This is a genomic window from Enterobacter mori (assembly GCF_025244905.1).
Lineage (GTDB): Bacteria > Pseudomonadota > Gammaproteobacteria > Enterobacterales > Enterobacteriaceae > Enterobacter > Enterobacter mori_A.
The window spans coordinates 207,494-232,605 of record NZ_CP104285.1 but is presented as its reverse complement, the minus strand read 5'-3'; the positions used below and the strand labels follow the sequence as shown (position 1 = coordinate 232,605).

20 protein-coding genes and 5 tRNA genes are annotated in these 25,112 nt (G+C 53.2%); 3 read left to right on the top strand and 22 right to left on the bottom strand.

Features of this window, described 5'->3' with window-relative positions; genetic code table 11:
* The 12 genes from rpoB to N2K86_RS01105 form a co-directional block, all read right to left on the bottom strand.
* Nucleotides 1-4,029 carry a DNA-directed RNA polymerase subunit beta gene (gene rpoB, locus N2K86_RS01160; protein ID WP_260660179.1) on the bottom strand — a complete coding sequence of 1,343 codons (4,029 nt, stop codon included), beginning with the start codon at nt 4,027-4,029 and terminating at the stop codon, nt 1-3.
* Between the two features lie 319 nt (nt 4,030-4,348).
* The gene (gene rplL, locus N2K86_RS01155; RefSeq protein ID WP_002445276.1) at nt 4,349-4,714 is read right to left on the bottom strand and encodes a 50S ribosomal protein L7/L12; all 366 of its coding nucleotides are present in this window, start codon (nt 4,712-4,714) and stop codon (nt 4,349-4,351) included.
* 66 nt (nt 4,715-4,780) lie between these two features.
* A complete protein-coding gene (gene rplJ, locus N2K86_RS01150) occupies nt 4,781-5,278 on the bottom strand; it encodes a 50S ribosomal protein L10 (RefSeq protein WP_003862338.1) in 498 nt (165 codons plus the stop codon).
* Nucleotides 5,279-5,568: 290 nt separating this feature from the next.
* Nucleotides 5,569-6,273 (bottom strand): 50S ribosomal protein L1, encoded by a 705-nt coding sequence (gene rplA / locus N2K86_RS01145; protein WP_006176745.1) that lies wholly within the window; start codon nt 6,271-6,273, stop codon nt 5,569-5,571.
* 3 nt (nt 6,274-6,276) lie between these two features.
* On the bottom strand, nt 6,277-6,705 hold the full coding sequence (gene rplK / locus N2K86_RS01140) for a 50S ribosomal protein L11 (RefSeq protein WP_008503452.1): 429 nt from the start codon (nt 6,703-6,705) through the stop codon (nt 6,277-6,279).
* A 156-nt stretch (nt 6,706-6,861) separates the two neighbouring features.
* Nucleotides 6,862-7,407: a transcription termination/antitermination protein NusG gene (nusG, locus tag N2K86_RS01135; RefSeq protein WP_003862341.1), complete on the bottom strand. Its 546-nt coding sequence runs from the start codon at nt 7,405-7,407 to the stop codon at nt 6,862-6,864.
* A 1-nt stretch (nt 7,408) separates the two neighbouring features.
* Nucleotides 7,409-7,792, bottom strand: a complete 384-nt coding sequence (gene secE / locus N2K86_RS01130; RefSeq protein WP_003862342.1) for a preprotein translocase subunit SecE — start codon at nt 7,790-7,792, stop codon at nt 7,409-7,411.
* A 229-nt stretch (nt 7,793-8,021) separates the two neighbouring features.
* Nucleotides 8,022-9,206 (bottom strand): elongation factor Tu, encoded by a 1,185-nt coding sequence (gene tuf, locus N2K86_RS01125; protein WP_023309456.1) that lies wholly within the window; start codon nt 9,204-9,206, stop codon nt 8,022-8,024.
* Nucleotides 9,207-9,323: 117 nt separating this feature from the next.
* Nucleotides 9,324-9,399: transfer RNA gene (locus N2K86_RS01120), tRNA-Thr, on the bottom strand.
* A gap of 6 nt (nt 9,400-9,405) precedes the next feature.
* Nucleotides 9,406-9,480, bottom strand: a tRNA-Gly gene (locus N2K86_RS01115).
* Nucleotides 9,481-9,597: 117 nt separating this feature from the next.
* Nucleotides 9,598-9,682 (bottom strand) — tRNA-Tyr (locus N2K86_RS01110).
* An 8-nt stretch (nt 9,683-9,690) separates the two neighbouring features.
* A tRNA-Thr gene (locus tag N2K86_RS01105) sits at nt 9,691-9,766 on the bottom strand.
* A gap of 319 nt (nt 9,767-10,085) precedes the next feature.
* Here N2K86_RS01105 and coaA point away from each other — a divergent pair.
* The gene (gene coaA / locus N2K86_RS01100; RefSeq protein WP_260660178.1) at nt 10,086-11,039 is read left to right on the top strand and encodes a type I pantothenate kinase; all 954 of its coding nucleotides are present in this window, start codon (nt 10,086-10,088) and stop codon (nt 11,037-11,039) included.
* Between the two features lie 40 nt (nt 11,040-11,079).
* Here coaA and dppF read toward each other — a convergent pair whose 3' ends face one another.
* The 9 genes from dppF to N2K86_RS01055 all read right to left on the bottom strand — a co-directional run bounded on the left by dppF (nt 11,080) and on the right by N2K86_RS01055 (nt 21,648).
* Complete coding sequence (dppF, locus tag N2K86_RS01095; protein ID WP_260660177.1) at nt 11,080-12,078, bottom strand: dipeptide ABC transporter ATP-binding subunit DppF; 999 nt, start codon at nt 12,076-12,078, stop codon at nt 11,080-11,082.
* Nucleotides 12,075-13,058, bottom strand: coding sequence for a dipeptide ABC transporter ATP-binding protein (gene dppD, locus N2K86_RS01090; protein ID WP_260660176.1), 984 nt, complete (start codon nt 13,056-13,058; stop codon nt 12,075-12,077). Before dppD ends, dppF begins: the two co-directional genes overlap by 4 nt.
* 10 nt (nt 13,059-13,068) lie before the next feature.
* Nucleotides 13,069-13,971 carry a dipeptide ABC transporter permease DppC gene (gene dppC / locus N2K86_RS01085; RefSeq protein ID WP_126546317.1) on the bottom strand — a complete coding sequence of 301 codons (903 nt, stop codon included), beginning with the start codon at nt 13,969-13,971 and terminating at the stop codon, nt 13,069-13,071.
* Nucleotides 13,972-13,980: 9 nt separating this feature from the next.
* Entirely contained in the window at nt 13,981-15,000 is a 1,020-nt protein-coding gene (gene dppB / locus N2K86_RS01080; protein ID WP_006177810.1) for a dipeptide ABC transporter permease DppB, read from the bottom strand.
* A 177-nt stretch (nt 15,001-15,177) separates the two neighbouring features.
* Complete coding sequence (gene dppA / locus N2K86_RS01075) at nt 15,178-16,785, bottom strand: dipeptide ABC transporter periplasmic-binding protein DppA (RefSeq protein WP_260660175.1); 1,608 nt, start codon at nt 16,783-16,785, stop codon at nt 15,178-15,180.
* Nucleotides 16,786-17,405: 620 nt separating this feature from the next.
* Nucleotides 17,406-17,482: transfer RNA gene (locus tag N2K86_RS01070), tRNA-Pro, on the bottom strand.
* Nucleotides 17,483-17,573: 91 nt separating this feature from the next.
* Nucleotides 17,574-19,268 carry a kdo(2)-lipid A phosphoethanolamine 7''-transferase gene (gene eptB / locus N2K86_RS01065; protein WP_260660174.1) on the bottom strand — a complete coding sequence of 565 codons (1,695 nt, stop codon included), beginning with the start codon at nt 19,266-19,268 and terminating at the stop codon, nt 17,574-17,576.
* 240 nt (nt 19,269-19,508) lie between these two features.
* Nucleotides 19,509-20,711 (bottom strand): L-lactate MFS transporter, encoded by a 1,203-nt coding sequence (locus N2K86_RS01060; RefSeq protein WP_010426225.1) that lies wholly within the window; start codon nt 20,709-20,711, stop codon nt 19,509-19,511.
* 238 nt (nt 20,712-20,949) lie between these two features.
* Nucleotides 20,950-21,648 carry an autotransporter domain-containing protein gene (locus N2K86_RS01055; RefSeq protein ID WP_260660173.1) on the bottom strand — a complete coding sequence of 233 codons (699 nt, stop codon included), beginning with the start codon at nt 21,646-21,648 and terminating at the stop codon, nt 20,950-20,952.
* A gap of 163 nt (nt 21,649-21,811) precedes the next feature.
* Here N2K86_RS01055 and tag point away from each other — a divergent pair, with 163 nt between their 5' ends.
* Together tag and N2K86_RS01045 are read left to right on the top strand one after the other, a co-directional pair.
* Nucleotides 21,812-22,393, top strand: a complete 582-nt coding sequence (gene tag, locus N2K86_RS01050; RefSeq protein ID WP_260660172.1) for a DNA-3-methyladenine glycosylase I — start codon at nt 21,812-21,814, stop codon at nt 22,391-22,393.
* Nucleotides 22,371-22,817 (top strand): N-acetyltransferase, encoded by a 447-nt coding sequence (locus N2K86_RS01045; RefSeq protein ID WP_260660171.1) that lies wholly within the window; start codon nt 22,371-22,373, stop codon nt 22,815-22,817. The genes tag and N2K86_RS01045 overlap by 23 nt, the downstream gene beginning before the upstream one ends.
* Here N2K86_RS01045 and N2K86_RS01040 read toward each other — a convergent pair.
* Complete coding sequence (locus tag N2K86_RS01040) at nt 22,780-25,107, bottom strand: molybdopterin guanine dinucleotide-containing S/N-oxide reductase (protein WP_260660170.1); 2,328 nt, start codon at nt 25,105-25,107, stop codon at nt 22,780-22,782. The genes N2K86_RS01045 and N2K86_RS01040 overlap by 38 nt on opposite strands.
* Between the last annotated feature and the right edge of the window lie 5 nt (nt 25,108-25,112).

Sequence of the window (25,112 nt, the reverse complement as noted above, 5' to 3'; positions counted from 1 at the left end):
TTACTCGTCTTCCAGTTCGATGTTGATACCCAGCGAACGAATCTCTTTCAACAGTACGTTGAAGGATTCTGGCATGCCCGGCTCCATCTGATGGTTGCCGTCCACGATGTTCTTATACATCTTGGTACGACCATTCACGTCATCAGACTTAACGGTGAGCATTTCCTGCAGGGTGTATGCTGCGCCGTATGCTTCCAGCGCCCACACTTCCATCTCCCCGAAGCGCTGACCACCGAACTGAGCCTTACCACCCAGCGGCTGCTGAGTAACCAGGCTGTAAGAACCGGTAGAACGAGCGTGCATCTTGTCGTCGACCAGGTGGTTCAGTTTCAGCATGTACATGTAACCTACGGTTACTGGACGCTCGAACTGTTCACCGGTACGGCCGTCAAACAGCGTAATCTGACCAGACGTTGGCAGACCACCCAGTTGCAGCAGCTCTTTAATTTCAGCTTCTTTTGCACCGTCGAATACCGGCGTTGCAATTGGCATACCCTTACGCAGGTTTTCCGCCAGACGCAGAACTTCATCATCGCTGAAGGTGTTCAGGTCGACTTTCTGACGCACATCGGTACCCAGATCGTAGGCACGCTGGATGAATTCGCGCAGTTTCGCGACTTCTTCCTGCTGTTTCAGCATGGCGTTAATCTTGTCGCCGATACCTTTCGCAGCCATACCCAGGTGGGTTTCCAGAATCTGACCGATGTTCATACGAGACGGTACGCCCAGTGGGTTCAGTACGATATCTACCGGCGTACCGTTAGCATCGTGCGGCATATCTTCGATCGGGTTGATCTTAGAGATAACACCCTTGTTACCGTGACGACCTGCCATCTTATCACCAGGCTGGATCTGACGTTTAACGGCCAGATACACCTTAACAATCTTCAGCACGCCTGGTGCCAGATCGTCGCCCTGAGTGATTTTGCGGCGTTTCGCTTCGAGTTTTTTCTCGAACTCGTGTTTCAGTTCGTCATACTGCTCAGCCAGCTGTTCCAGCTGATTTTGTTTCTCTTCGTCGGTCAGGCCCAGTTCCAGCCAGCGATCGCGTGGCAGTTTGTCGAGCTTCTCAGCTTCAACGCCACCGGCAACCAGCACCGCATAGATACGGCTGAACAGACCCGCTTCGAGGATCTGCAGTTCTTCAGACAGGTCTTTCTTAGCCTGTTTGAGCTGCATCTCTTCGATTTCCAGCGCACGTTTATCTTTCTCAACGCCGTCACGGGTGAAGACCTGAACATCGATAACCGTACCGGAAACACCGTTTGGTACGCGCAGAGAAGAGTCTTTAACGTCAGACGCTTTCTCACCGAAGATTGCACGCAGCAGTTTCTCTTCTGGCGTCAGCTGGGTTTCACCTTTAGGCGTAACCTTACCAACCAGAATGTCGCCGCCGGTCACTTCCGCACCGATGTAAACGATACCGGATTCATCCAGTTTGGAGAGCGCAGCTTCACCCACGTTAGGGATATCAGCGGTGATCTCTTCTGGCCCCAGCTTGGTGTCACGGGACACACAGGCCAGTTCCTGAATGTGGATGGTGGTGAAACGATCTTCCTGAACCACACGCTCGGAGACGAGGATGGAGTCTTCAAAGTTGTAACCGTTCCACGGCATGAACGCTACGCGCATGTTCTGACCGAGTGCCAGTTCACCGAGGTCGGTGGACGGACCGTCTGCCAGCACGTCGCCGCGCTCAACTGGCTCACCCAGAGACACGCAAGGCATCTGGTTGATACAGGTGTTCTGGTTAGAACGGGTGTATTTGGTCAGGTTATAAATGTCGATACCCGCTTCGCCCGGATACATCTCATCTTCGTTAACTTTAATAACGATACGGGATGCGTCGACGTACTGAACGGTACCGCCACGCTTAGCAACTGCAGTAACACCGGAGTCAACGGCAACAGCACGTTCCATACCCGTACCAACCAGCGGCTTATCAGCACGCAGAGTTGGAACGGCCTGACGTTGCATGTTCGCACCCATCAATGCACGGTTGGCGTCATCGTGTTCCAGGAACGGGATCAGGGACGCACCGACGGAGACCACCTGCTGGGTGGATACGTCCATGTAGTCAACCTGGTCGCGGCTGAACAAGCTGGATTCGCCTTTGCTACGGCAGGTAACCAGATCTTCTACAAAGTGGCCTTCGTCATCCAGGTTGGAGTTCGCCTGAGCGATAACGTAGTTGCCTTCTTCGATAGCAGACAGGTAGTGAATTTCGTCGGTTACAACACCGTCGGTCACTTTACGATACGGGGTCTCAAGGAAACCGTATTCGTTAGTCTGTGCGTACACGGACAGGGAGTTGATCAGACCGATGTTTGGACCTTCAGGCGTTTCGATTGGACATACGCGACCGTAGTGGGTCGGGTGTACGTCTCGAACTTCAAAGCCTGCGCGCTCACGGGTCAGACCGCCTGGGCCGAGTGCAGAGATACGACGTTTGTGCGTAATCTCAGACAGCGGGTTGTTCTGGTCCATGAACTGAGACAGCTGGCTGGAACCGAAGAACTCTTTCACTGCTGCAGAAATCGGCTTGGCGTTGATCATATCCTGAGGCATCAGGGTATCCAGATCGCCCAGAGACAGACGCTCTTTCACCGCACGCTCAACACGTACCAGGCCAACGCGGAACTGGTTTTCCGCCATTTCGCCTACGGAACGGATACGACGGTTGCCGAGGTGGTCGATATCATCCACTTCGCCTTTACCGTTACGGATATCGATGAGCTTCTTCATCACTTCGATGATGTCGTCTTTGCTCAGGATACCGGAACCTTCGATTTCGTCGCGCAGCAGAGAACGGTTGAACTTCATACGACCAACCGCGGACAGATCGTAGCGGTCTTCGGAGAAGAACAGGTTCTCGAACAGGCTTTCAGCCGCTTCACGCGTTGGTGGCTCACCAGGACGCATCATGCGGTAGATTTCGACCAGCGCGCTCAGACGATCGGTCGTTGGGTCGACGCGAAGAGTCTCAGACATATACGCGCCGTGGTCCAGATCGTTGGTGAACAGCGTTTCGATACGTTTGTGACCAGACTGGCTCAGCTTAGCCAACAGATCCAGGCTCAGCTCCATGTTCGCTGGGCAGATCAGCTCGCCCGTTGACTCGTCAACGTAATCTTTCGCGGCTACTTTTCCTGCAATGTACTCAACCGGAACTTCGATGAGTTTGATATCATCTTTTTCCAGCTGGCGGATGTGGCGCGCGGTGATACGGCGACCTTTTTCCACATACACTTTGCCGTCGGCTTCAATGTCGAACGACGCGGTCTCGCCACGCAGACGTTCAGGCACCAATTCCATCTGCAGCTTGTTGTCGCGGATTTCAAAGATCACTTTCTCAAAGAACAGGTCCAGGATCTGTTCAGTGGTGTATTGCAGCGCACGCAGAATGATGGTTGCAGGCAGCTTACGACGGCGGTCGATACGGACAAACAGGTTGTCTTTAGGATCGAACTCGAAGTCCAGCCATGAACCACGGTAAGGAATGATGCGTGCGTTATACAGTACTTTACCGGAAGAGTGTGTTTTACCTTTATCGCTGTCGAAGAAGACGCCCGGGCTACGGTGCAGCTGGGAAACGATAACACGCTCAGTACCGTTGATTACGAAAGTACCGTTGTCTGTCATGAGTGGAATTTCACCCATGTAGACTTCTTGTTCTTTAATGTCTTTAACGGTGCCTTCCGGCGCTTCGCGCTCGTAGATCACCAGACGCAGTTTTACGCGCAGCGGTGCGGAATAGGTCACGCCACGGATCTGACATTCCTGAACGTCAAACACCGGTTCGCCAAGGCGGTAGCTGACGTACTGCAGCTCGGAGTTACCGCTGTAGCTCTGAATCGGGAACACGGAGCGGAAGGCTGCTTCCAGACCGTACTGCCCTTCAGGATCTTGCTCGATAAACTTCTGGAACGAGTCAAGCTGGATAGAAAGGAGATATGGAATGTCCAGAACTTGTGGACGTTTACCAAAATCCTTACGAATACGTTTTTTCTCGGTATAGGAGTAAACCATAGGGTTCCTCAGCTCGCTGACAAGTCGACCCATCTGTCCGACGAAGGGACAGTTTGTGCAACACCATTTTGTGGACCGGAAAATTGAATACTTTCCGCAATACCTGTTGCTATCACGCTTAAATCATTTCGTCGCGATTTACACAGAGCGAGCACCCTGTCGCAATATATTAAGTCGTCGATAGAAACATGCATTGTCAGGACAATCAGCAGTCAAACAGTGTGAAATGCTACTGATGCCTTACAGCGCAAAAAGGCTGGTGACTAAAAAGTCACCAGCCATCAGCCTAATGACTTAGGCTGCAACCAGAAAAGTTGGCTTATTTAACTTCAACTTCAGCGCCAGCTTCTTCCAGAGATTTTTTCAGTGCTTCTGCGTCATCTTTGCTCACGCCTTCTTTCAGCGCAGCTGGAGCAGATTCTACCAGGTCTTTAGCTTCTTTCAGACCCAGGCCAGTTGCGCCACGTACTGCTTTGATAACAGCAACTTTGTTCGCGCCAGCAGCTTTCAGAATTACGTCGAATTCAGTTTTTTCTTCAGCAGCTTCAGCCGGGCCCGCAGCTACAGCTACAGCAGCAGCAGCAGAAACACCGAATTTTTCTTCCATTGCAGAAACCAGCTCTACAACGTCCATTACGGACATAGCTGCAACTGCTTCAATGATTTGATCTTTAGTGATAGACATTTAAATTGTTCCTGAAAATCAGAATAAGTTTATACGTAAGCAAATGCTTTATAAAGATAACTGCGATTAAGCAGCTTCTTTCGCATCGCGTACAGCAGCCAGAGTGCGAACCAGTTTGCCAGCCGCAGCTTCTTTCATGGTTGCCATCAGGCGTGCAATTGCTTCTTCGTAGGTCGGCAGGGTTGCCAGGCGATCGATTTGCGATGCCGGGATCAACTCACCTTCAAAGGCTGCAGCTTTGACCTCAAATTTTGCATTCGCTTTCGCGAACTCTTTGAACAGACGAGCAGCAGCGCCCGGGTGTTCCATAGAGTATGCAATCAGGGTCGGACCAACAAACGTGTCTTTCAGGCACTCGAACTGAGTACCTTCAACTACGCGGCGCAGCAGGGTGTTACGAACAACACGCATGTATACGCCAGCTTCACGACCTGCTTTACGCAGTTCAGTCATTTTGTCTACAGTAACGCCACGGGAATCCGCAACTACTGCAGACAGCGCGCCTTTGGCTACTTCGCTGACTTCAGCAACAATCGCTTGTTTGTCTTGAAGATTTAAAGCCATTAGCTTTGCTCCTGGATGTTTGCCGGAACTCATGTCCCGGAACTCACTTCACTCTTCCCAACGGAAAGAGCGTCTTAATACGGTGAGCAGAAACAAGCCAGAGTATTAAAAATAATCTTAGCGTTCTGTCACCGTCTACGCAGGGGATTAAGTCTCTTGCGAAACACCTGCGGTCTTCGACGGAGGCCTGGATTAGGCCAGGCTCCAACGAACAATTCTGTTAGCCGCTAACTTTCGTTAGCAAACGTGGGGGTAAGATTGTAGACAAAATCACCGCCCACGTAAAGGCATTAGTTTGCAGCAGCGCTCAGGCCAGCCTGGTCAACTGCAACACCTGCACCCATGGTGGTGGAGATGCTAACTTTCTTGATGTACACGCCTTTAGCCTGAGTTGGTTTTGCTTTTTTCAGCGCAACCAGCAGAGATTCCAGGTTTTCTTTCAGTTTGTCAGCGTCAAAGTCCACTTTACCGATGGTGGTGTGGATGATGCCGTTTTTGTCGTTACGATAACGAACCTGACCTGCTTTAGCGTTCTTAACCGCTTCAGCAACGTTAGGCGTTACAGTACCCACTTTCGGGTTTGGCATCAGGCCGCGTGGACCCAGAACCTGGCCCAGCTGGCCAACAACGCGCATTGCATCTGGAGAAGCAATAACAACGTCAAAGTTCATTTCGCCTTTCTTGATCTGATCAGCCAGATCTTCCATACCTACCAGTTCAGCGCCGGCAGCTTTAGCAGCTTCAGCGTTTGCACCCTGAGCAAATACAGCTACGCGAACGGAACGGCCAGTACCGTGTGGCAGTACAGTTGCGCCACGAACGTTCTGATCGGATTTACGAGCGTCGATGCCCAGGTTAACGGCAACGTCAACGCTTTCAACGAACTTAGCAGTTGCCAGTTCTTTCAGCAGAGCGATAGCTTCGTTGATGTCGTACTGTTTGGTCGCATCAACTTTGTCACGGATCACGGACATGCGCTTGGTCAGTTTAGCCATTTCTTAGTCCTCCACTACCAGGCCCATGGAACGTGCAGTACCTTCGATTGAGCGAGTCATCGCTTCAATGTCGGCACCAGTCATGTCGGCAGCTTTGGTCTGCGCGATTTCCTGCAGCTGAGCGCGGGAAATTTTACCCACTTTGTCTTTGTTCGGTTTACCGGAACCAGACTTGATACCAGCCGCTTTCTTCAGCAGAACTGCTGCTGGAGGGGTTTTGGTAACGAAAGTGAAAGAACGGTCAGCGTAAACAGTGATTACGACTGGGATTGGCAGACCTTTTTCCAGGGATTCAGTTTTTGCGTTGAACGCTTTACAGAATTCCATGATGTTCACACCCTGCTGACCCAGAGCTGGACCAACTGGTGGACTTGGGTTCGCCATACCAGCTGCAACCTGCAGCTTGACGTAGGCTTGTACTTTCTTAGCCATTCTAAAATCCTCTGATTGGGTGATAGCGCCTCAGAGAGGCTCCCCGTGAATAAAATTCGTTTTACGGGCCGTAACCCATAAAAACAAAAGGCGCGAAATTGTATTCCAATCTCGCGCCTTGTGCAACGATTAAATCGTTGCTTTTTTGATCGCTGCTTAGGCTTTTTCGACCTGTGCAAAGTCCAGCTCTACCGGGGTCGCACGACCGAAGATAGAAACAGACACTTTCAGGCGGGACTTCTCGTAGTCCACTTCTTCAACGACGCCGTTAAAGTCAGCAAACGGACCGTCATTAACACGAACCATCTCACCCGGTTCAAACAGCGTTTTCGGACGCGGCTTATCACCCACCTGCTGCAGGCGGTTCATAATCGCATCAACTTCTTTATCGCTGATTGGCGCCGGACGGTCAGACGTGCCGCCGATAAAGCCCATCACGCGCGGTACGCTGCGCACCAGGTGCCAGCTCGCGTCGTTCATCACCATCTGAACCAGCACGTAACCCGGGAAGAATTTACGCTCGCTTTTGCGACGTTGGCCGCCACGGATCTCGACCACTTCTTCGGTCGGAACCATCACTTCGCCAAATAACTCTTCCATGTTGTGTAATTTGATATGCTCACGCAGCGACGTAGCTACGCGGCCTTCAAAACCGGAAAACGCCTGAACGACGTACCAACGCTTTTTAGGGGCTTCAGACATCTTAGAACCTCAGGCCAGTGATAAAGGAAACCAGGCGAACCAGAATACCATCCAGTCCCCACAGGATCAGTGACATTACAGCGGTAACCGCCGCTACGATCAGCGTGGTGTGCAATGTTTCCTGGCGAGTCGGCCAAATGACCTTGCGGACTTCGGTACGTGCTTCGCGAGCGAAAGCGACAGTCGCTTTGCCTTTTGTCGTCAACAGCGCGACACCACCCGCTGCAGCAATCAGAATTACCACTGCAAGCGCGCGTAGCGGCAGCATCATGTCACGATAAAGATAGTTGCCAACAATTGCCACGATCAGCAGCACGGCTACAACTACCCATTTCATCGCTTCCAGGCCGCGCCCGCTCCCTTGAGCTTCGGTATTCGCACTCATAAACCAACCTGTCAGAAGTATTCTACAAACATTTTCACCCCGCGATTGCGAGGCAAACCAAATCGAAATGCTCATTCGCTTTTCGGATTATACGCTCTCTGCAGAGCCTGTCTCAGCAATGATTATGACAAAAATAATCACTGATGAGCCAGGTTCTGATGTGAAAGCGTGCAAAAAGGGCATCAAATGATGCCCTTTTATTGCGCATTGCGTCAAATGTTATCAGCGATTAGCCGAGAACTTTAGCAACAACGCCCGCGCCAACGGTACGGCCGCCTTCACGGATTGCGAAACGCAGACCGTCGTCCATCGCGATTGGGTGGATCAGAGTCACAACCATCTTGATGTTGTCGCCTGGCATTACCATCTCAACGCCTTCTGGCAGTTCGATGGTACCGGTCACGTCAGTTGTACGGAAGTAGAACTGTGGACGGTAGCCTTTGAAGAACGGAGTATGACGGCCGCCTTCATCTTTGGACAGGATGTACACTTCAGATTCGAACTTGGTGTGTGGCTTGATTGAGCCTGGCTTCGCCAGAACCTGACCACGTTCGATTTCTTCACGTTTGATACCACGCAGCAGAACACCAACGTTCTCACCAGCACGGCCTTCGTCCAGCAGTTTGCGGAACATTTCAACGCCAGTACAGGTAGACTTAGCAGTCTCTTTGATACCAACGATTTCAACTTCTTCGCCAACTTTGATGATACCGCGCTCTACACGACCGGTAACAACGGTACCACGACCGGAGATGGAGAATACGTCTTCGATTGGCAGCAGGAATGGCTTGTCAATCGCACGCTCTGGTTCTGGGATGTAAGAATCCAGGAAGCCAGCCAGTTCGATGATTTTCGCTTCCCACTCTGCGTCGCCTTCCAGCGCTTTCAGCGCGGAACCACGAACGATTGGGGTATCGTCGCCTGGGAAATCGTACTGAGACAGCAGTTCACGAACTTCCATCTCTACCAGTTCCAGCAGCTCTTCGTCATCAACCATGTCGCATTTGTTCAGGAACACGATGATGAAAGGAACGCCTACCTGACGACCCAGCAGGATGTGCTCACGCGTCTGAGGCATAGGGCCGTCGGTCGCAGCAACAACCAGGATCGCGCCGTCCATCTGCGCAGCACCGGTGATCATGTTTTTAACATAGTCGGCGTGGCCTGGGCAGTCTACGTGTGCGTAGTGGCGAGTCGGGGTGTCATATTCAACGTGAGAGGTGTTGATGGTGATACCACGAGCTTTTTCTTCTGGTGCGTTATCGATCTGGTCGAATGCACGAGCAGAACCACCGTAGGTTTTTGCCAGAACGGTAGTGATTGCAGCGGTCAGCGTTGTTTTACCATGGTCAACGTGGCCGATAGTACCGACGTTAACGTGCGGTTTTGTACGTTCAAACTTTTCTTTAGACATCGATTGTCCCTCTAAGACACGGATAAATCGGTGATATCACCACATCAACCAGGCGAAATGCCTGAACTGTTGAATACATTTAAATTGAAACAGAGAGAAACGGGAGGAGAAGTGAAGTGGTGCTGATACCCAGAGTCGAACTGGGGACCTCACCCTTACCAAGGGTGCGCTCTACCAACTGAGCCATATCAGCACGTATTGGAGCGGGCAGCGGGAATCGAACCCGCATCATCAGCTTGGAAGGCTGAGGTAATAGCCATTATACGATGCCCGCATCCTGAAACTCGGCTACCCAGTTCTTTCTGTAACAAAAAAAGAGATTTCTCTCTTTTCATGTTCGAGCTGGTTAATTTTTCCAACCAGCTCCGGCGGCATTTACGCTGCCAGAAAGTGGTGGTGGGGGAAGGATTCGAACCTTCGAAGTCTGTGACGGCAGATTTACAGTCTGCTCCCTTTGGCCGCTCGGGAACCCCACCGGACTTGATGGTGCCGACTACCGGAATCGAACTGGTGACCTACTGATTACAAGTCAGTTGCTCTACCTACTGAGCTAAGTCGGCATCAAGTAGCGCGCATTCTATGGAGACACGCGCAGTCATGCAACTAAAAAATTGCATAAAACGTTCTTTCGCTCACATTTTATGCGAAACCAGTGCTAACCGCTTTAAATTCATCCGCTCGCGGTCAAATATTCAACATGAACCCCTGATTTCCCCCTTCTATACCGTACCGTGATACCTCCCGCGTAAAGCATCGCTATCCCATATTTTTTCTTATTATTCCTGTCATCTGGTGTTAACCTCCTGCCCATTGTCCAAAATTAACTATGTGATGAGCCATAACCCGACTTTCTGGCCGATGGTTCACTGAAGCATGCTTATGAGCAAAAAAGAGCAAACGTTAATGACGCCTTATCTTCAGTTTAACCGCAGCCAGTGGGCTGCTCTGCGTGACTCCGTGCCGATGACGCTAACGGAAGGGGAGATCGCACGGTTAAAAGGGATAAATGAAGATCTCTCGCTGGAAGAGGTAGCAGAAATCTATCTCCCCCTTTCCCGCTTGCTTAACTTTTATATTAGTTCCAACCTGCGCCGCCAGGCGGTACTGGAGCAGTTTCTCGGCACTAACGGCCAGCGTATTCCTTATATCATCAGTATTGCGGGCAGCGTGGCGGTCGGTAAAAGTACTACCGCGCGCGTATTGCAGGCGCTGCTGAGCCGCTGGCCAGAACACCGTAGCGTAGAGTTAATCACCACCGACGGCTTCCTGCACCCAAATGAAGTATTGAAAGAACGCGGTCTGATGAAAAAGAAGGGCTTCCCGCTCTCTTACGATATGCATCGGCTGGTGAAATTCGTCTCTGATCTGAAATCTGGTGCCCCTAACGTCACTGCGCCGGTCTATTCACACCTGATTTACGACCGCATACCGGATGGAGACAAAACGGTTGTGCAGCCAGACATCCTGATTCTGGAAGGATTAAACGTGCTGCAAAGCGGAATGGATTATCCTCACGACCCGCATCACGTCTTTGTTTCCGACTTTGTTGATTTCTCTATCTATGTCGATGCGCCGGAAGATCTGCTGAAAAGCTGGTATATCAACCGCTTCCTGAAGTTCCGCGAAGGAGCATTCACCGATCCTGATTCCTACTTCCATAATTACGCCCAGCTCTCTAAAGAAGAGGCTATCAACGTCGCAACGGGACTGTGGAATGAGATCAACTACGTGAACCTGAAAGAGAACATCCTGCCAACACGTGAGCGCGCCAGCCTGATCCTCACCAAGAGTGAGAAACACGCTGTCGACCAGATCCGACTACGGAAGTCATAACGCAGACATAAAAAAACCGGCTTCACGCCGGTTTTTTTCTTTACGCATGCGGCTTTTCGCCATTTTCATCCTGATCGACCGCGAAGCAGGCCACCAGTTGTCCACGATAATCCTTCAACTGCGGCTGCAACTGCGTGCAGGGTCCGAAGCGTCGGCTACAGCGGGCATTGAACGCACATCCCGGAGGCGGATTCAGCGGGCTTGGCAACTCGCCGGTCAGCTTGATGCGCTCACGGCGATCGTCCGGGTTCAGACGCGGCGTCGCAGACAGCAGTGCCTGCGTATACGGGTGACGAGGATTATTAAAGATCTGCTCTTTCGTCCCTTTCTCCACGCAGCGCCCTAAGTACATCACCATCACTTCATCAGCAATGTGCTCCACGACAGACAAATCATGTGAAATGAATACATACGACAGCCCCAGCTCCTGCTGCAGATCCATCATCAGGTTCAGCACCTGCGCGCGGACGGATACGTCGAGCGCAGAAACAGGTTCATCGGCAATCACCACGTCCGGGTCGAGCATCAGACCGCGAGCGATAGCGATACGCTGACGCTGGCCGCCCGAGAACATATGCGGGTAACGATCGTAATGCTCAGTTTTCAAACCCACTTTCGCCATCATCGCCAGCGCTTTCTCACGACGCTGCTCTTTGCTCAGGCTGCTGTTGATTAGCAGCGGCTCTTCCAGAATCTGCCCCACTTTTTTGCGCGGGTTCAGTGAACCGTACGGGTTCTGGAACACAATCTGGATTTTCTGGCGACGCAGCTTCTGCGCCTGTGGATCGTGCTTGAGCAGGTCCTGTCCCTGATAGTACAGCTCGCCGCCGGTTGGCACTTCAATCATCGTCAGCAGACGGCCCAGCGTCGATTTGCCACAGCCGGACTCCCCCACCACCGCAAGCGTTTTACCGCGTTCGAGGGTAAAGGAGACACCATCCAGCGCTTTGACCAGGCGTTCGGAAGCAAATAAGCCCTTCTTCACCGGGTAGTGTTTTTTCAGGTCGATGGCCTGCAACAGCAGTTGTTGCGTACTCATAGTGTTGGCCTCCCGGCATCATCGAGTGGGTAGTGGCATTTGGACTGGCGACCGTCAGCCAGCAGATTCAGCTCTGGCTCGTCGACGCGGCATTTATCCGTCGCATACGGGCAGCGCGGGTTAAGCAGACAGCCCTGCGGACGGTCATATTTACCCGGCACAACCCCCGGAAGCGAGGCCAGACGCGCTTTATCCTGCGCAAATTCCGGCAGCGCGCGCAGCAGAGCCTGCGTATACGGATGGCGCGGGGCACGGAAGATATCGTGCGAACTTCCGGTCTCTACCACCTGGCCTGCATACATCACGATGATTTTGTGTGCCGCTTCAGCCACCAGCGCCAGATCGTGCGTAATCAGCACCAGCGCCATATTCTCTTTCTGCTGCAGCTCCAGCAGCAGCTCGATGATTTGCGCCTGGATGGTTACATCCAGCGCGGTTGTCGGTTCATCGGCGATCAGCAGTTTTGGCCGACAGGCAATTGCCATGGCGATCATCACGCGCTGGCTCATCCCGCCGGATAACTGATGAGGGTACACGTCCAGACGCGATGCCGGATCGGGGATACCCACCTGCGTCAACAGATCGATAGCGCGCTGACGACGGGTTTTCTTGTTCCCCCCCTGATGCACCTTGATGGCTTCCATAATCTGGAACCCCACGGTGTAACACGGGTTCAGGCTGGTCATTGGGTCCTGGAAGATCATCGCCACTTCCGCGCCCACCAGCTGGCGGCGCTGCTTCTCGGAAATACGCTGCAGATCCTGACCATTAAATTCCAGGCTTTCCGCCATTACGCGGCCGGGATAATCAATCAGCCCCATGATTGCCAGCGAGCTTACTGACTTACCGGAACCGGACTCCCCTACGATGCCAACCACTTCGCCCTGATTTACGCTGTAGCTGATGCGGTCCACGGCGCGAAACGGCGTGCCTTCGTCGCCGAAGTGCACCGATAATTTATCTACATTTAATAACGCCATCTCGTGCCTCTTACTGCTTCAGTTTGGGATCAAGTGCATCACGCAGACCATCACCCATCAGGTTAAATGCCAGCACCGTCAGCAGAATCGCCAGACCCGGGAAGGTGACGACCCACCAGGCGCTTTGCGCGAACTGCAACACGTCGGAGAGCATAGTGCCCCACTCCGGTGTTGGCGGCTGCGCACCCATGCCAAGGAAGCCAAGAGCGGCCATATCGAGAATGGCGTTAGAGAAACCGAGCGACGCCTGAACAATCAGCGGCGCAAGGCAGTTAGGCAGAATATTGACGAACATCTGGCGCATTGCGCCTGCACCCGCTACGCGAGATGCCGTCACGTAGTCGCGATTCACCTCGACCAGTACGGCCGCACGGGTTAGTCGGACGTAATGCGGCAGCGCAACGAACGTCAACGCCAGGGCAGCATTGCCTATCGAAGGTCCAAAGACTGCCACCAGCACCAGCGCCAGCAGCAGGCTTGGCAATGCCAGCATGATGTCGACGATACGCATAATGACGTTATCTACGATGCCGCCGAAATAGCCAGCCACCAGTCCGAGCACAACGCCCATGATCAGCGACAGCACAACAACGAGGCAGCCCACCAGCAGCGACAGACGCGCGCCGTACATCAGACGCGACAGCACGTCGCGACCCACATCATCAGTACCGAGCAGGTGCGTCAGGCTACCACCGTCCTGCCAGGCAGGCGGAGCGAGCAGCGCATCACGGAACTGATCGGCCGGGTTATACGGCGCGAGCACGTTCGCGAATACCGCAATGAGGATCATGATGGTGACATACACCAGCCCTACCACCGCGCCTTTGTTGCGCTTGAAGTAGTGCCAGAACTCCTGCAGCGGCGTCATTGGCACCGGTGCAGAGACCACTTTATTTTGAGTGACTTGTGACATGACGGCCCCTTACTTCTTATGACGAATACGCGGGTTCACCACGCCGTACAGCAAATCGACCAGCAGGTTAACGAGGATAATCATCGTCGCAACCAACAGTACACCGCCCTGCACAACCGGATAGTCACGGCGTTGCAGCGCGTCAATCAGCCAGCGACCGAGGCCCGGCCAGGAGAAGATGGTTTCCGTCAGGATCGCCCCTGCCAGCAGCGTCCCTACCTGCAGGCCGATAACGGTCACTACCGGCAGCATGGCGTTACGCAAGGCATGAACGATGATCACACGCATGCGGGTCAATCCTTTGGCGCGTGCGGTACGGATGTAATCTTCGCCCAGCACTTCCAGCATGGAGGAACGGGTCATACGGACGATCACCGCCAGAGGAATGGTCCCCAGCACCATCGCAGGCAGGATCATGTGCGCGACGGCATCAATGAAGTTGCCCTCTTCGCCCCAGATAGCCGTGTCGATCAGCATAAAGCCGGTGAGCGGGTTGGTATCATCAAGGAAGACCATATCGCTGACGCGCCCGGAGACCGGGGTTAGATTCCATTGCACGGAGACCAGCATGATCAGCATCATGCCCCACCAGAAGATAGGCATGGAGTAACCGGTCAGCGCCAGACCCACGGCGGTATGATCGAAAATAGAGCCACGCTTAACGGCAGCCAGCACCCCAACAGGAATACCCACCGCAGTGGCAAAAATCATGGCGCAGATGCCCAGTTCAAGCGTCGCTTTAAAACGCGGCACGAACTCGTCCCACACCGGAAGACGGCTTTTCAGTGAAATCCCTAAATCGCCGTGCAGCACGCCCCAGATATAGTGGAGATACTGCTGCCACATCGGCTTATCAAGGCCGAGTTCCGCCAGCAGCTGCGCATGACGCTCAGGGGAGATACCACGCTCGCCCGCCATAATCATTACCGGGTCGCCGGGGATCATATGGACGAAGGCAAAAGTGAGAAGGGTGATACCGATAAACGTCGGGATAACGAGTCCCAGACGTCGGAGGATGAACTGCAACATAACCCGGATTCTCTCTGATGACGCACGACCAGTGGCGTGACGTCTGTATTGCTCACAAATCTAATTCCCTCTGCTTTCAGAGAGGGAATTAAGCACTGCTGCCGGGTGGCGCTACGCTTACCCGGCCTACATACCGTAGGCCAGTGCAAGCGCAGCGCCGCCTGGCGTTGCTTTTAATTATTCAACCGACACGTTTTCGAAGTGGTGTTTGCCCAGTGGATCAACCACGTAGCCCTTCACTTCTTTACGCACTGGCTCGTACACGGTGGAGTGAGCAACAATCAGCGCCGGGGCCTGATCGTGCATTACAACCTGCGCTTGCTTGTACAGTTCAATACGTTTGTTGTGATCGTCGGTCGCACGCGCCGGCTGGATCAGATCTTCAAACGGCTTGTAGCACCAGCGAGAGTAGTTGGAACCGTCTTTGGCTGCCGCACAGCTGAACAGGGTGGCGAAGAAGTTGTCCGGATCCCCATTGTCGCCGGTCCAGCCCATCATCACCGCCTGGTGTTCACCTGCTTTGGCGCGCTTCAGGTACTCGCCCCACTCGTAGGTCACAATCTTGGCCTGAACGCCGATCTTCGCCCAGTCAGCCTGAACCATTTCCGCCATACGGCGCGCGTTCGGGTTATATGGACGCTGAACAGGCATCGCCCACAGCTCAACGGTAAAGCCTTTATCCTGACCTGCTTCTTTCAGCAGCGCTTTCGCTTTCTCAGGATCGTAGGTGTAGTCCTTAATGTCGTCGTTATAGCCCCACATGGTTGGTGGGATCAGGTTTTTGGCAGCAACGCCAGCGCCCTGGTAAACGGCTTTGATGATCGCTTCTTTGTTCACCGCGTAGGTCAGCGCCTGACGCACTTTCACGTCATCAAACGGTTTCTTCTCGGTGTTGAAGGAGAGATAGCCCACGTTCAGGCCAGCCTGCTCCAGCAGGTTGATGTTCTTGTCCTGCTTCATACGCGCGATGTCAGCCGGGTTCGGATATGGCATAACCTGACATTCGTTTTTCTGCAGTTTTGCGTAACGCACGGAAGCGTCAGGCGTGATGGAGAAGACCAGGCGGTCAATCTTCGGTTTGGTGCCCCAGAAGCCTTCGAAGGCTTTATACAGAATGCGGGAGTCTTTCTGGTACTGCAGCAGCTGGAATGGACCGGTACCGATTGGGTTAAGGTCGACTTTCTCCGGCGTACCGGCTTTCAGCATGTTGTCCGCGTACTCTTTAGAGAGAATAGAGGCGAAGTCCATAGCCAGGTCAGCCAGGAATGGCGCTTCCGGACGCGTCAGCACGAACTGAACGGTTTTATCGTCCACTTTTTTCACTTCGGCGATCAGGTCCGGCAGACCCATCCCTTCGAAGTATTCATAGCTGCCGCCAGACACTTTATGGTACGGGTTCTGGGCATTTTTCTGACGGTCGAAGGAGAACACAACGTCGTCGGCGTTAAAGTCGCGCGTTGGTTTGAATTCTTTGCTGTCCTGCCACTTCACGCCCTGACGCAGGTGGAAGGTATAGGTTTTGCCGTCTTCGCTGACGTCCCACTTCTCAGCCAGACCCGGAATCACTTCCGTGGTGCCGGTTTTAAATTCAACCAGACGATTATAGATCGGTACAGAGCTTGCGTCGTACGTCGTACCAGAGGTAAAGAGCTGTGGGTTAAAGCCTTCCGGCGAGCCTTCAGAACAGTAAACCAGGGTTTTTGCCTGTACGCTTGCTGCTACGGTCATAGCCACCAGGCTCAGACCAAGCTTTAGCATCCCTGACTTCTTCAAGGAAATACTCATTATTCTGCTCCAATGTGATGTTTTGCTTTGTTGTGTTACGCCGCCTGACCTTTATTTATTTTTTACCCGGTCTGGTCGGTGATGCCCGAAGGCTTTAAAGGGATGGAGAATCCTTTCAGAAGAGCGTTTGAGTTGCAGCGCAGATCGTCCCTGAAATGCCCCTCATGCCCTACAATCTGTCAACAGAATGTGAAAACGTCAATACAGGTGACGGGGATTTACGCGGAGTGTGAGAAACCGCAAACAAAGATTAAAAAAACCTCCGGCGCCCGTTTTCAGCAGGGAAATTTATGCTACTCGCCATGTTGCAGCACAACTATCTTCATATTTCGCAACATGTAGTGATTAACTTTTATTCAGATTGGGTAAATTTTCTTGCAGAATGGTGATTATCTGAGCACTAAATTCCACGAACGTTAAAACGCACAGCGAAAAATGCTGAGGTTATCCATAAGCAACGCGAAAAAAGATCAATCCATATATAAAAAAATACAATGGATAATGTCACAAAATCATTAACAGGCAGGGTGAAGCAGGTTTAAGGGGCGTTTTAGTAAATCTGGCTGGCTAACGCCATAATGCAAAAAGGGCTAACCTTGCGGTTAGCCCTTTTTTAAATGTGGTCGGCGAGAGAGGATTCGAACCTCCGACCCACTGGTCCCAAACCAGTTGCGCTACCAAGCTGCGCTACTCGCCGAATGCGGAGCGCATCTTACTGCTGAGGTGCGCCCCCGTCAATCCCTTATTTTCAAAAAGACATTCAACTGGCGATATTCTCGCCAGAGCAGCTACTGCGCGGCTTTTACGGTGTTATCAGGGAGTTTACACCAGTTGTTGTTTTCGTTAATCCCACCGTTCGGTGAGGTATAGCCGAGACAACCCATAATGGTGTCGTACAGCTCAACGTGACGGCGCGGTACCTTGATCTCTGCCTGCTGTTTCAGATGGGCAAACATTTTGGCTTTGTCCGGGTTTTCCAGGTACTTATCCGACATCCACATGATCATCGGCACGCGGAACTGCTCCGGCGGCGCAAGCTTGCGTGGCGTACCGTGCAGGTGTTCTTTTTCGTTGATGGACTCGCCATGGTCAGCAGCGTAAATCACAATCGCTTTCTTATCGCGAAGCTCGTCGATCACCCTGCTCAGGAACGTGTCCACATACAGAATCGAGTTGTCATAGGCATTGATCAGCTCCTGCTTGCTGCAGTTTTTGTTAATGCCGACACACTCAGGCGTCCATTTCGCGAAATCACGCGTATAACGCTGGTAATAGCTGTAGTGCGAGCCTTTGGTATGCAACACAATAAGATGCTTACCCTGCGGATGGTTTTTCAGCGACTGTTCCATTTCTGAGAGCAGCAGCATGTCATCGACATTCTTCCCACGGTTGCGCGGCTCGGCACCAATCTGCTCACGATAGGCGATGTTATCCGCCATGGTGTTGGTGTAGAACCACATCTCACTTTGCATGGCGAACAGGTCGGAGCTAAATCCAAGCTGCTTCAGTACAGCAAATACGTTCTGCTCTTTGAGAGTACGCTGCGGGTTATCGCTGGCGCCGCCTTCACGCACAAACATACAGCGCAGAGAGAGCTTCGTCGCGGTATCGCAGGAGTAGCCGCGGTAAGCCACGAGGTTCTTTTCCTGCGCCAGTTTCGGCGTGGTATCACGGTCATAACCGAGAATACCCATATGATCCCAGCGCGTGGTTTCACCGATGACAAAGACAACGTAGGTATCATCAAGCCCGTCAGCTGGCGCCTGATAGGTAAATTTTTTGGTCGGATTAATCAGCGATTTCACATCGCTCGACTCGTCCGCCTGCGCCCAGGCATAAAGGCCTAACGCTGACAGCCAGTTGGAAGGCAAATAGGAGTTAGCTACCACACCACCGTAGCTTGGCATATCCACGCCCGTCGCTTTTTCGATGCGTTTTTGCTGTTTTTCCATTAAGCGAATAGGCGCCCACACCAGTAACCCGGCCAACAGGACAACGGCGATATTCCGTACCCGCTGCCCGCGGGTACGCAGTTGGCGCAACAACGTATAGCGGCAGGTGTTACTCCAGATAAAGAAGAGCGGTATCAGACAGGTTAAAACCGTCCAGACGATAAAGCCATTGCCTACCACCTCTTTCGAGAGATCGATATCTGTGGTCATAACTGACGCCACAATCCCGTAGCCAATGACCACATTCATAAAGGTCATGTAATAACTGGCGGCGGCGGAAATAATGACCACCAGTGAGGCCAAAATTTGCCACGGGCGTCGGCCAAAAATGGAGAGCAGACGTAACAGGAAGAAGGTAGCGAGGATGGAGCCGAACACTTCAATTGCAGCAAAAATTCCATTTCTTACGGTGAGGTGCTCGAAATAACCTTCCACTCGTCTGAACAGCACCGCGCCATTCAGAAATAATCCGATATAGACAGCCAGCATCAGACACAATCTTTGCTGGGTAAGAGACCTAATGTATTTCATGCAAACAACCCTGGGGGAAGGGGTATAAAGACCCGCCGACTCTCATCGAGAAAACAGACAGAGTAAGTATGTGCGTAGGAAAGCGTTATCAGAAACGTCTACAAGCGCGGTAAGTAGACCACAGCGGGAGAGAAAAGTGGCAGCAGAGAATGTGATTCGTGCAAATTTTTACAAAAAAGCAAGTCAGGAAACGTATCCCTCAGCGCAAAAAAAGAGGCCATTTCGGCCTCTACCTATTCGTTAAGCATGCGCTTCGCTAAATACTTCACGCTGCGGCTGACGAATCGTCGTCGACAACGCCAGAGATATAATCAACAAGGCAAATATCACGCAGAAGGTCACATAGAACCCGCCGAACAATGAAGCAATTAACGAACCGCATATACTGCCGATCCCGAACCCTAAGTAGATGACGCCGTAGTTTTTCGCCAGATTATTCAGACCGAAGAACTCGCTCACCAGAGACGGGAAGACGGTAATGGTGCCGCCAAAGTTAAAGGCCACACAGGCAATCGCGGCAAAGAACGTGGCTTCATTCAGCGGTGCAAACAGCAGTGCCGCCATGCCCACCAGCGAAACCACCTGCCCTATCGTAATGACGCGGATACGGGCAATTTTGTCAGACAGAATACCGAGCACCAGACGGCCCGAGAGGTTGGCAATAGAAATCACGGTGACCGCATTCGCCGCCGTGGCCGCGTCCAGCTTCACCATGCCCTGTGCGATATCTTTCGCCACGCCAATGACATACAGACCACTCATGCAGGCCGTCAGGAACATCACCGCCAGCATCCAATACTGTGGTTTGCGCATGGACTGAGCCAGGGTGAAGTCGTTCTCCACCACGCCGTTAACGGATTTCACTTCCTGCTGCGGCGCATCGGTCATCAGCGTTGCACCGAACAGAATCATCACCAGTACAATTACGCCCCAGATCATAAACGTTTTCTCAAGACCAACGGACGCCAGCAGATGGGAATCGATAAATTTGAACCCGAGGCTGCCTAAACCATAAGAACCGATGGCAAACGCAGAGATCAAACCTTTACGCTCCGGGAACCACTTCACGCAGTTCGACAGCGTCAGCAGATAACCTGCACCATCTGCCAGCCCCACCAGTACCCCGGCGCTCAGCCACAGCATCATCAGGTTGTTGGAATGCGCCGTCAGGAAAAAGCCCACGCCCAGCAGGATCCCGGACGCCATGGTGACGCGCTTAACGCCAAAGCGCTCCTGCAGTTTGCCCGCGACGGAAGAGGAAAGCGCCAGTCCCAGGCTCAGCAAGCCGAAAGAGAACGCCACCTGGCTCACCGGCGCACCGAGCTTATCGGAAAGCGCACTGTTGAACAGGCTCCAGGTGTAGACCGAGCCCAGCGCGAACTGGGTGACGATAGTGCCGAAGAGCGTGAGCCAGCGCGTACGGTTATAAGTTGAAGTGTTCATGGCAGTTGTCCTGCAAGAGAAATTAAGGAAGTTCGCTGAGGACAACAATAAACAAAACCTTATTACCGCTGGGGTAAAACGGCATGAAATGCAGGAGGAACGGAATGAAATGCCTGGAATCGGGAATGAATGACCTTGCCGGGGAATGACATGCACAATTGTTAGTGCTTGCTATCGCGACAAGGCGCGCTGTTATTGTATTTAAGATGTTATCGCAACGTTGAAAAAAGTGACAACTTTAAAAGTTTGCACTCACCCCCAGGGTGTACATGAACTCCTCGCCTGTCGTGGTGTTTTCCCCCTGAGCCAATGACGCATAGGCCGCCATATGGGTTGTAAACGGCATATCCGTTCCGACGGTCACGTCCATCCAACTACTGTTTTGTGCAAGGGCAGGCGTCTGTGACATCCCGAACTGAGATTTCCACTGGTTCTCGCCAAACTGCTGATTGAAACTGACCTGCGCCCAGGGCCGAAGACCGCCATATTGCGTATCCACGCGCCAGCCGAGGCTGCTCACGCTGGCATGCCAGAGCGGATCGGTCAGCCCCTGCGTTGTCACGCTATCGCCGAATTCATTAATCATCATGGGCGCCGAGCCATCGTAACGCCACGCCATCACCGGGCCGGTCGTTATATTTCCCGCCAGCGGAAAATTCCAGCCCACGCTCATGCTGCCTTCCGTTGTCGGGCCGGCAGGCAAATTCAAGGCAAGCCCAGGGCCAATTTGCGAAGACTTAATACGTTCAGCCAGAATGTCTTCATAACGCGGTTGGTGATCCGCATCCCATGTATAGCGTTCCGCCATATTACTTTGTGCGTCTGAAACGATATATTCCTGTTGCCAGGCTGAGGCTGTATTACAAAAAAACAGACACGCTGAAATCCCCACCAGGCCAGAAACAGCATGGCGACCACTGAGTTTTTTTATCATCATCAAAGCGACTCCAGAAAGAGCCAATTTCGGCGATATTTATCGTTGTTCATGAAGAGGTTTACGGGCATATAGCCCTGTATTAACTATTGTCTTTAACGTAGACACGTCAAGCCAAACGAAATGAAATTTTTTCGATTACCGTGTGAAGAAAGGGAGATAACCTATGCAACGTTGCGGCTGGGTAAGCCAGGATCAGCTCTATATCGACTATCACGATCGTGAATGGGGCATACCGGAAACGGATGGCAAAAAACTGTTTGAAATGATCTGCCTTGAGGGCCAGCAGGCGGGTTTGTCATGGATTACCGTACTGAAAAAACGGGAAAATTACCGCAACGCCTTCCACCAGTTTGATCCTGTCGCCGTCGCCGCCATGACCGAAGAGGACGTCGAACGACTGGTTCTGGACGCCGGTATCATTCGTCATCGCGGTAAAATCCAGGCCATCATCGGCAATGCACGCGCTTACCTGGCGATGGAGCAAAACAACGAGTCATTTTCAGACTTTGTCTGGTCTTTTGTGAATGACACGCCACAAGTGACGCAGGCCGCTACGCTCGGGGAGATCCCCGCCTCCACACCCGCTTCAGACGCACTCTCTAAGGCGCTGAAAAAACGCGGTTTTAAGTTTGTCGGCAGCACCATCTGTTACGCCTTTATGCAAGCCTGTGGGCTGGTCAACGATCATATTACGGGCTGCTTCTGTCATCCGGGAGGCCACCATGATCCGCAAATGGCAAAGTGAAAATACCGATCCGCTCCTGAGTCTGTGGCTTGCAAGCACCACGGAGGCGCATCCGTTTATCGATGCAAACTACTGGAAAGAGAACGAAGCCATGGTGCGGGAGGTTTACCTGCCGTCAGCGGAAACCTGGGTCTGGGAACAGGACGGAAAGCCGTGCGGATTTATCAGCGTGATGCAGTCGCAGTTTGTCGGCGCGCTGTTTGTCGCACCGTCGCACATCGGGAAAGGCATCGGGCGGGCGCTGCTGAATCATGTTCAACAGCGCTTTCCGCATTTAAGCCTGGAGGTGTACCAGAAAAATGTCCGGGCGGTGAATTTCTACCATGCGCAGGGTTTTCGCATTGAAGACAGCGCCTGGCAGGATGATACCCAACACCCGACGTGGATCATGAGCTGGCAGGCGGATCAAACGCCGTTAACGTAAGCGCTGGCCCCTGATATTTCTCGACCCATGCCAGCGCCGTATTCCCCGCGCAGCCATTCCCCAGCTTCGAGCTGGGGAGATCTTTGGTCAGCACGTTAACCGCCCCGTTTTTACAGATGCCGCCTTCACGCAGGTCCAGATCCGGCCATGCCCCCTGGTGAATGCAGATAACGCCCGGCTTAATCCCGTCGCTCACCACCGCTCCCGCCAGCACCTGTCCGCGCCCGTTCCAGACGCGCACCACATCGCCATCTGCGATTCCACGCGCTTTCGCATCCTCGGTATGCAGAGTAATGGGCTCGCGCCCGGCAACCGCATACTGCTCGCGCAGTGACGTATAGTTCAGCTGGCTGTGCAGGCGATGCGCCGGATGGGCAGATAAGATCTGAAGCTGCCCCGGCTGTGCATTGCCGTGCCATTCGTCAGGCTCCAGCCACATGGGGTGCGGTGGGCAATCAGCATAGCCAAAGCCAGCAATGCGCTCGCTGAAGAGAACGATTTTCCCGCTTTCGGTTTTTAGCGGATAGTTCTCCGGGTCGCGGCGGAAATCAGCGAAACGGACAAACTGCGCATTTTGCTCGCTCTCTGGCATTTCGAAGATACCATTCGCTTCCCAGAACTCAGCAAACGGCGGCAGCGTCACTCCTTGGGCTGCGCCACGCTGGGCCGCAATCTGGTAGAAGGTTTCCAGCCATTCCAGATCCGTTTTGCCTTCGGTAAAGCGCTCGCGCCCGCCCGCTTCCCAGCGCTCGCTCAGTTCCGCAAAGACGTCAAAATCATCACGCGCTTCATCTCGCGGCGCGACAACACGCTTCATTGGCACCATGTGCTGGTTGCTGTAGTCGCCGGTCATGGTGAGATCGTTACGCTCAAACGAGGTGGTCGCAGGCAGCACAATATCGGCATGCTTAGCCGAGCCGGTCCAGAAGCATTCGGAAATGACCACCAGCTCCGGCTTCTGCCAGGCGCGGATCAGGCGGTTGGTATCCTGATGGTGCGTGAAGTTCGACCCGCCCGCCCACCAGACAAATTTAATATCCGGGAAGTGGCGGTCCAGACCGTTGTGCTGATAAAAACCGCCCGGGTTTTCCAGAGCTTCAACAATGCGCGCAACCGGGATTTTATCCACGGCATCCACGCCACCCTGTACCGATCCCTGCAGGGACGCCAGCACCGCCGCTTTACGCGTGGGGTTACCGCCGTTCGCAAAGTGATAGGAGAGACCAAAACCCCCACCCGGCGTGCCGATCTGCCCAAGCATTGCGGCAAGCGTCACCAGCATCCAGTGTTTCTGCTCGCCAAACTGCTGGCGCTGCATTCCCCAGCCGGACATTAACATGGTGGTATTTTTATGGAACAACGCCGCCAGTTCGCGGAGTTTGCCCGCAGGAACGCCACAAATCTCTGCAGCCCATTCCGCCGTTTTAGCCACCCCATCGGATTCACCCGTCAGGTAGTCGGCGAACTTATCGAAGCCGGTGGTACAACGCGCCAGGAATTCCGCATCGTGCCAGCCGTTTTCTACCAGCGTATGGGCGATACCCAGCATCATCGCCACGTCGGTGCCCATATGCGGGGCGATCCACTCGGCGCTGTCGCCGAAGAAATCCATGGTTTCCGAGCGCATTGGGTCAATACAGAGGATACGCTTGCCGCTTTTGCGCAGCGCGTCGAAATACGACACGCCCTGCTCATCGGACGCATTCCAGGCAATTTTCAGGGTGTTGAGCGGGTTAGCGCTCCACAGCACAACCACATCAGTATGTTCCAGCACCAGCGGCCAGCTGGTCTGCTGTTGGTAAACCTCATTCCCGCCCACGACATACGGCATAATCGCCTGCGCCGCACCGGTGGAGTAATCGCCAAGATGCCCGGTATAGCCCCCGGCCAGACTCATGTAGCGCTGCAGCAGCGTCGAGGCCTTGTGCAGCACGCCGTTCGAACGCCAGCCGTAAGAGCCAGCAAAAATGGACGACGGACCATAGCTATCACGAATACGTTTATGCTGGGTGTGAATCAATGCCAGCGCCTCATCCCAGCTCACGCGGACATACTCATCCTGTCCCCGAATCCCTTGCGGTTTGTCTGGCGAAGCCAGATAACCTTTACGCACCATCGGCCAGCGCACGCGCGTTTTGCTATGCACCTGATCGCGAACGACAGTCTGTAACGAGTTGGGATGCCGTGTTGGCAGTGCCCCGCGGGACGACAGGACAGTTTCCCCGTCAGTTTCGACCAGCATGGGTCCCCAGTGGGCGGCGGTCAGAATGGTTTTGGTTGAGGTGCTCAAAGCGT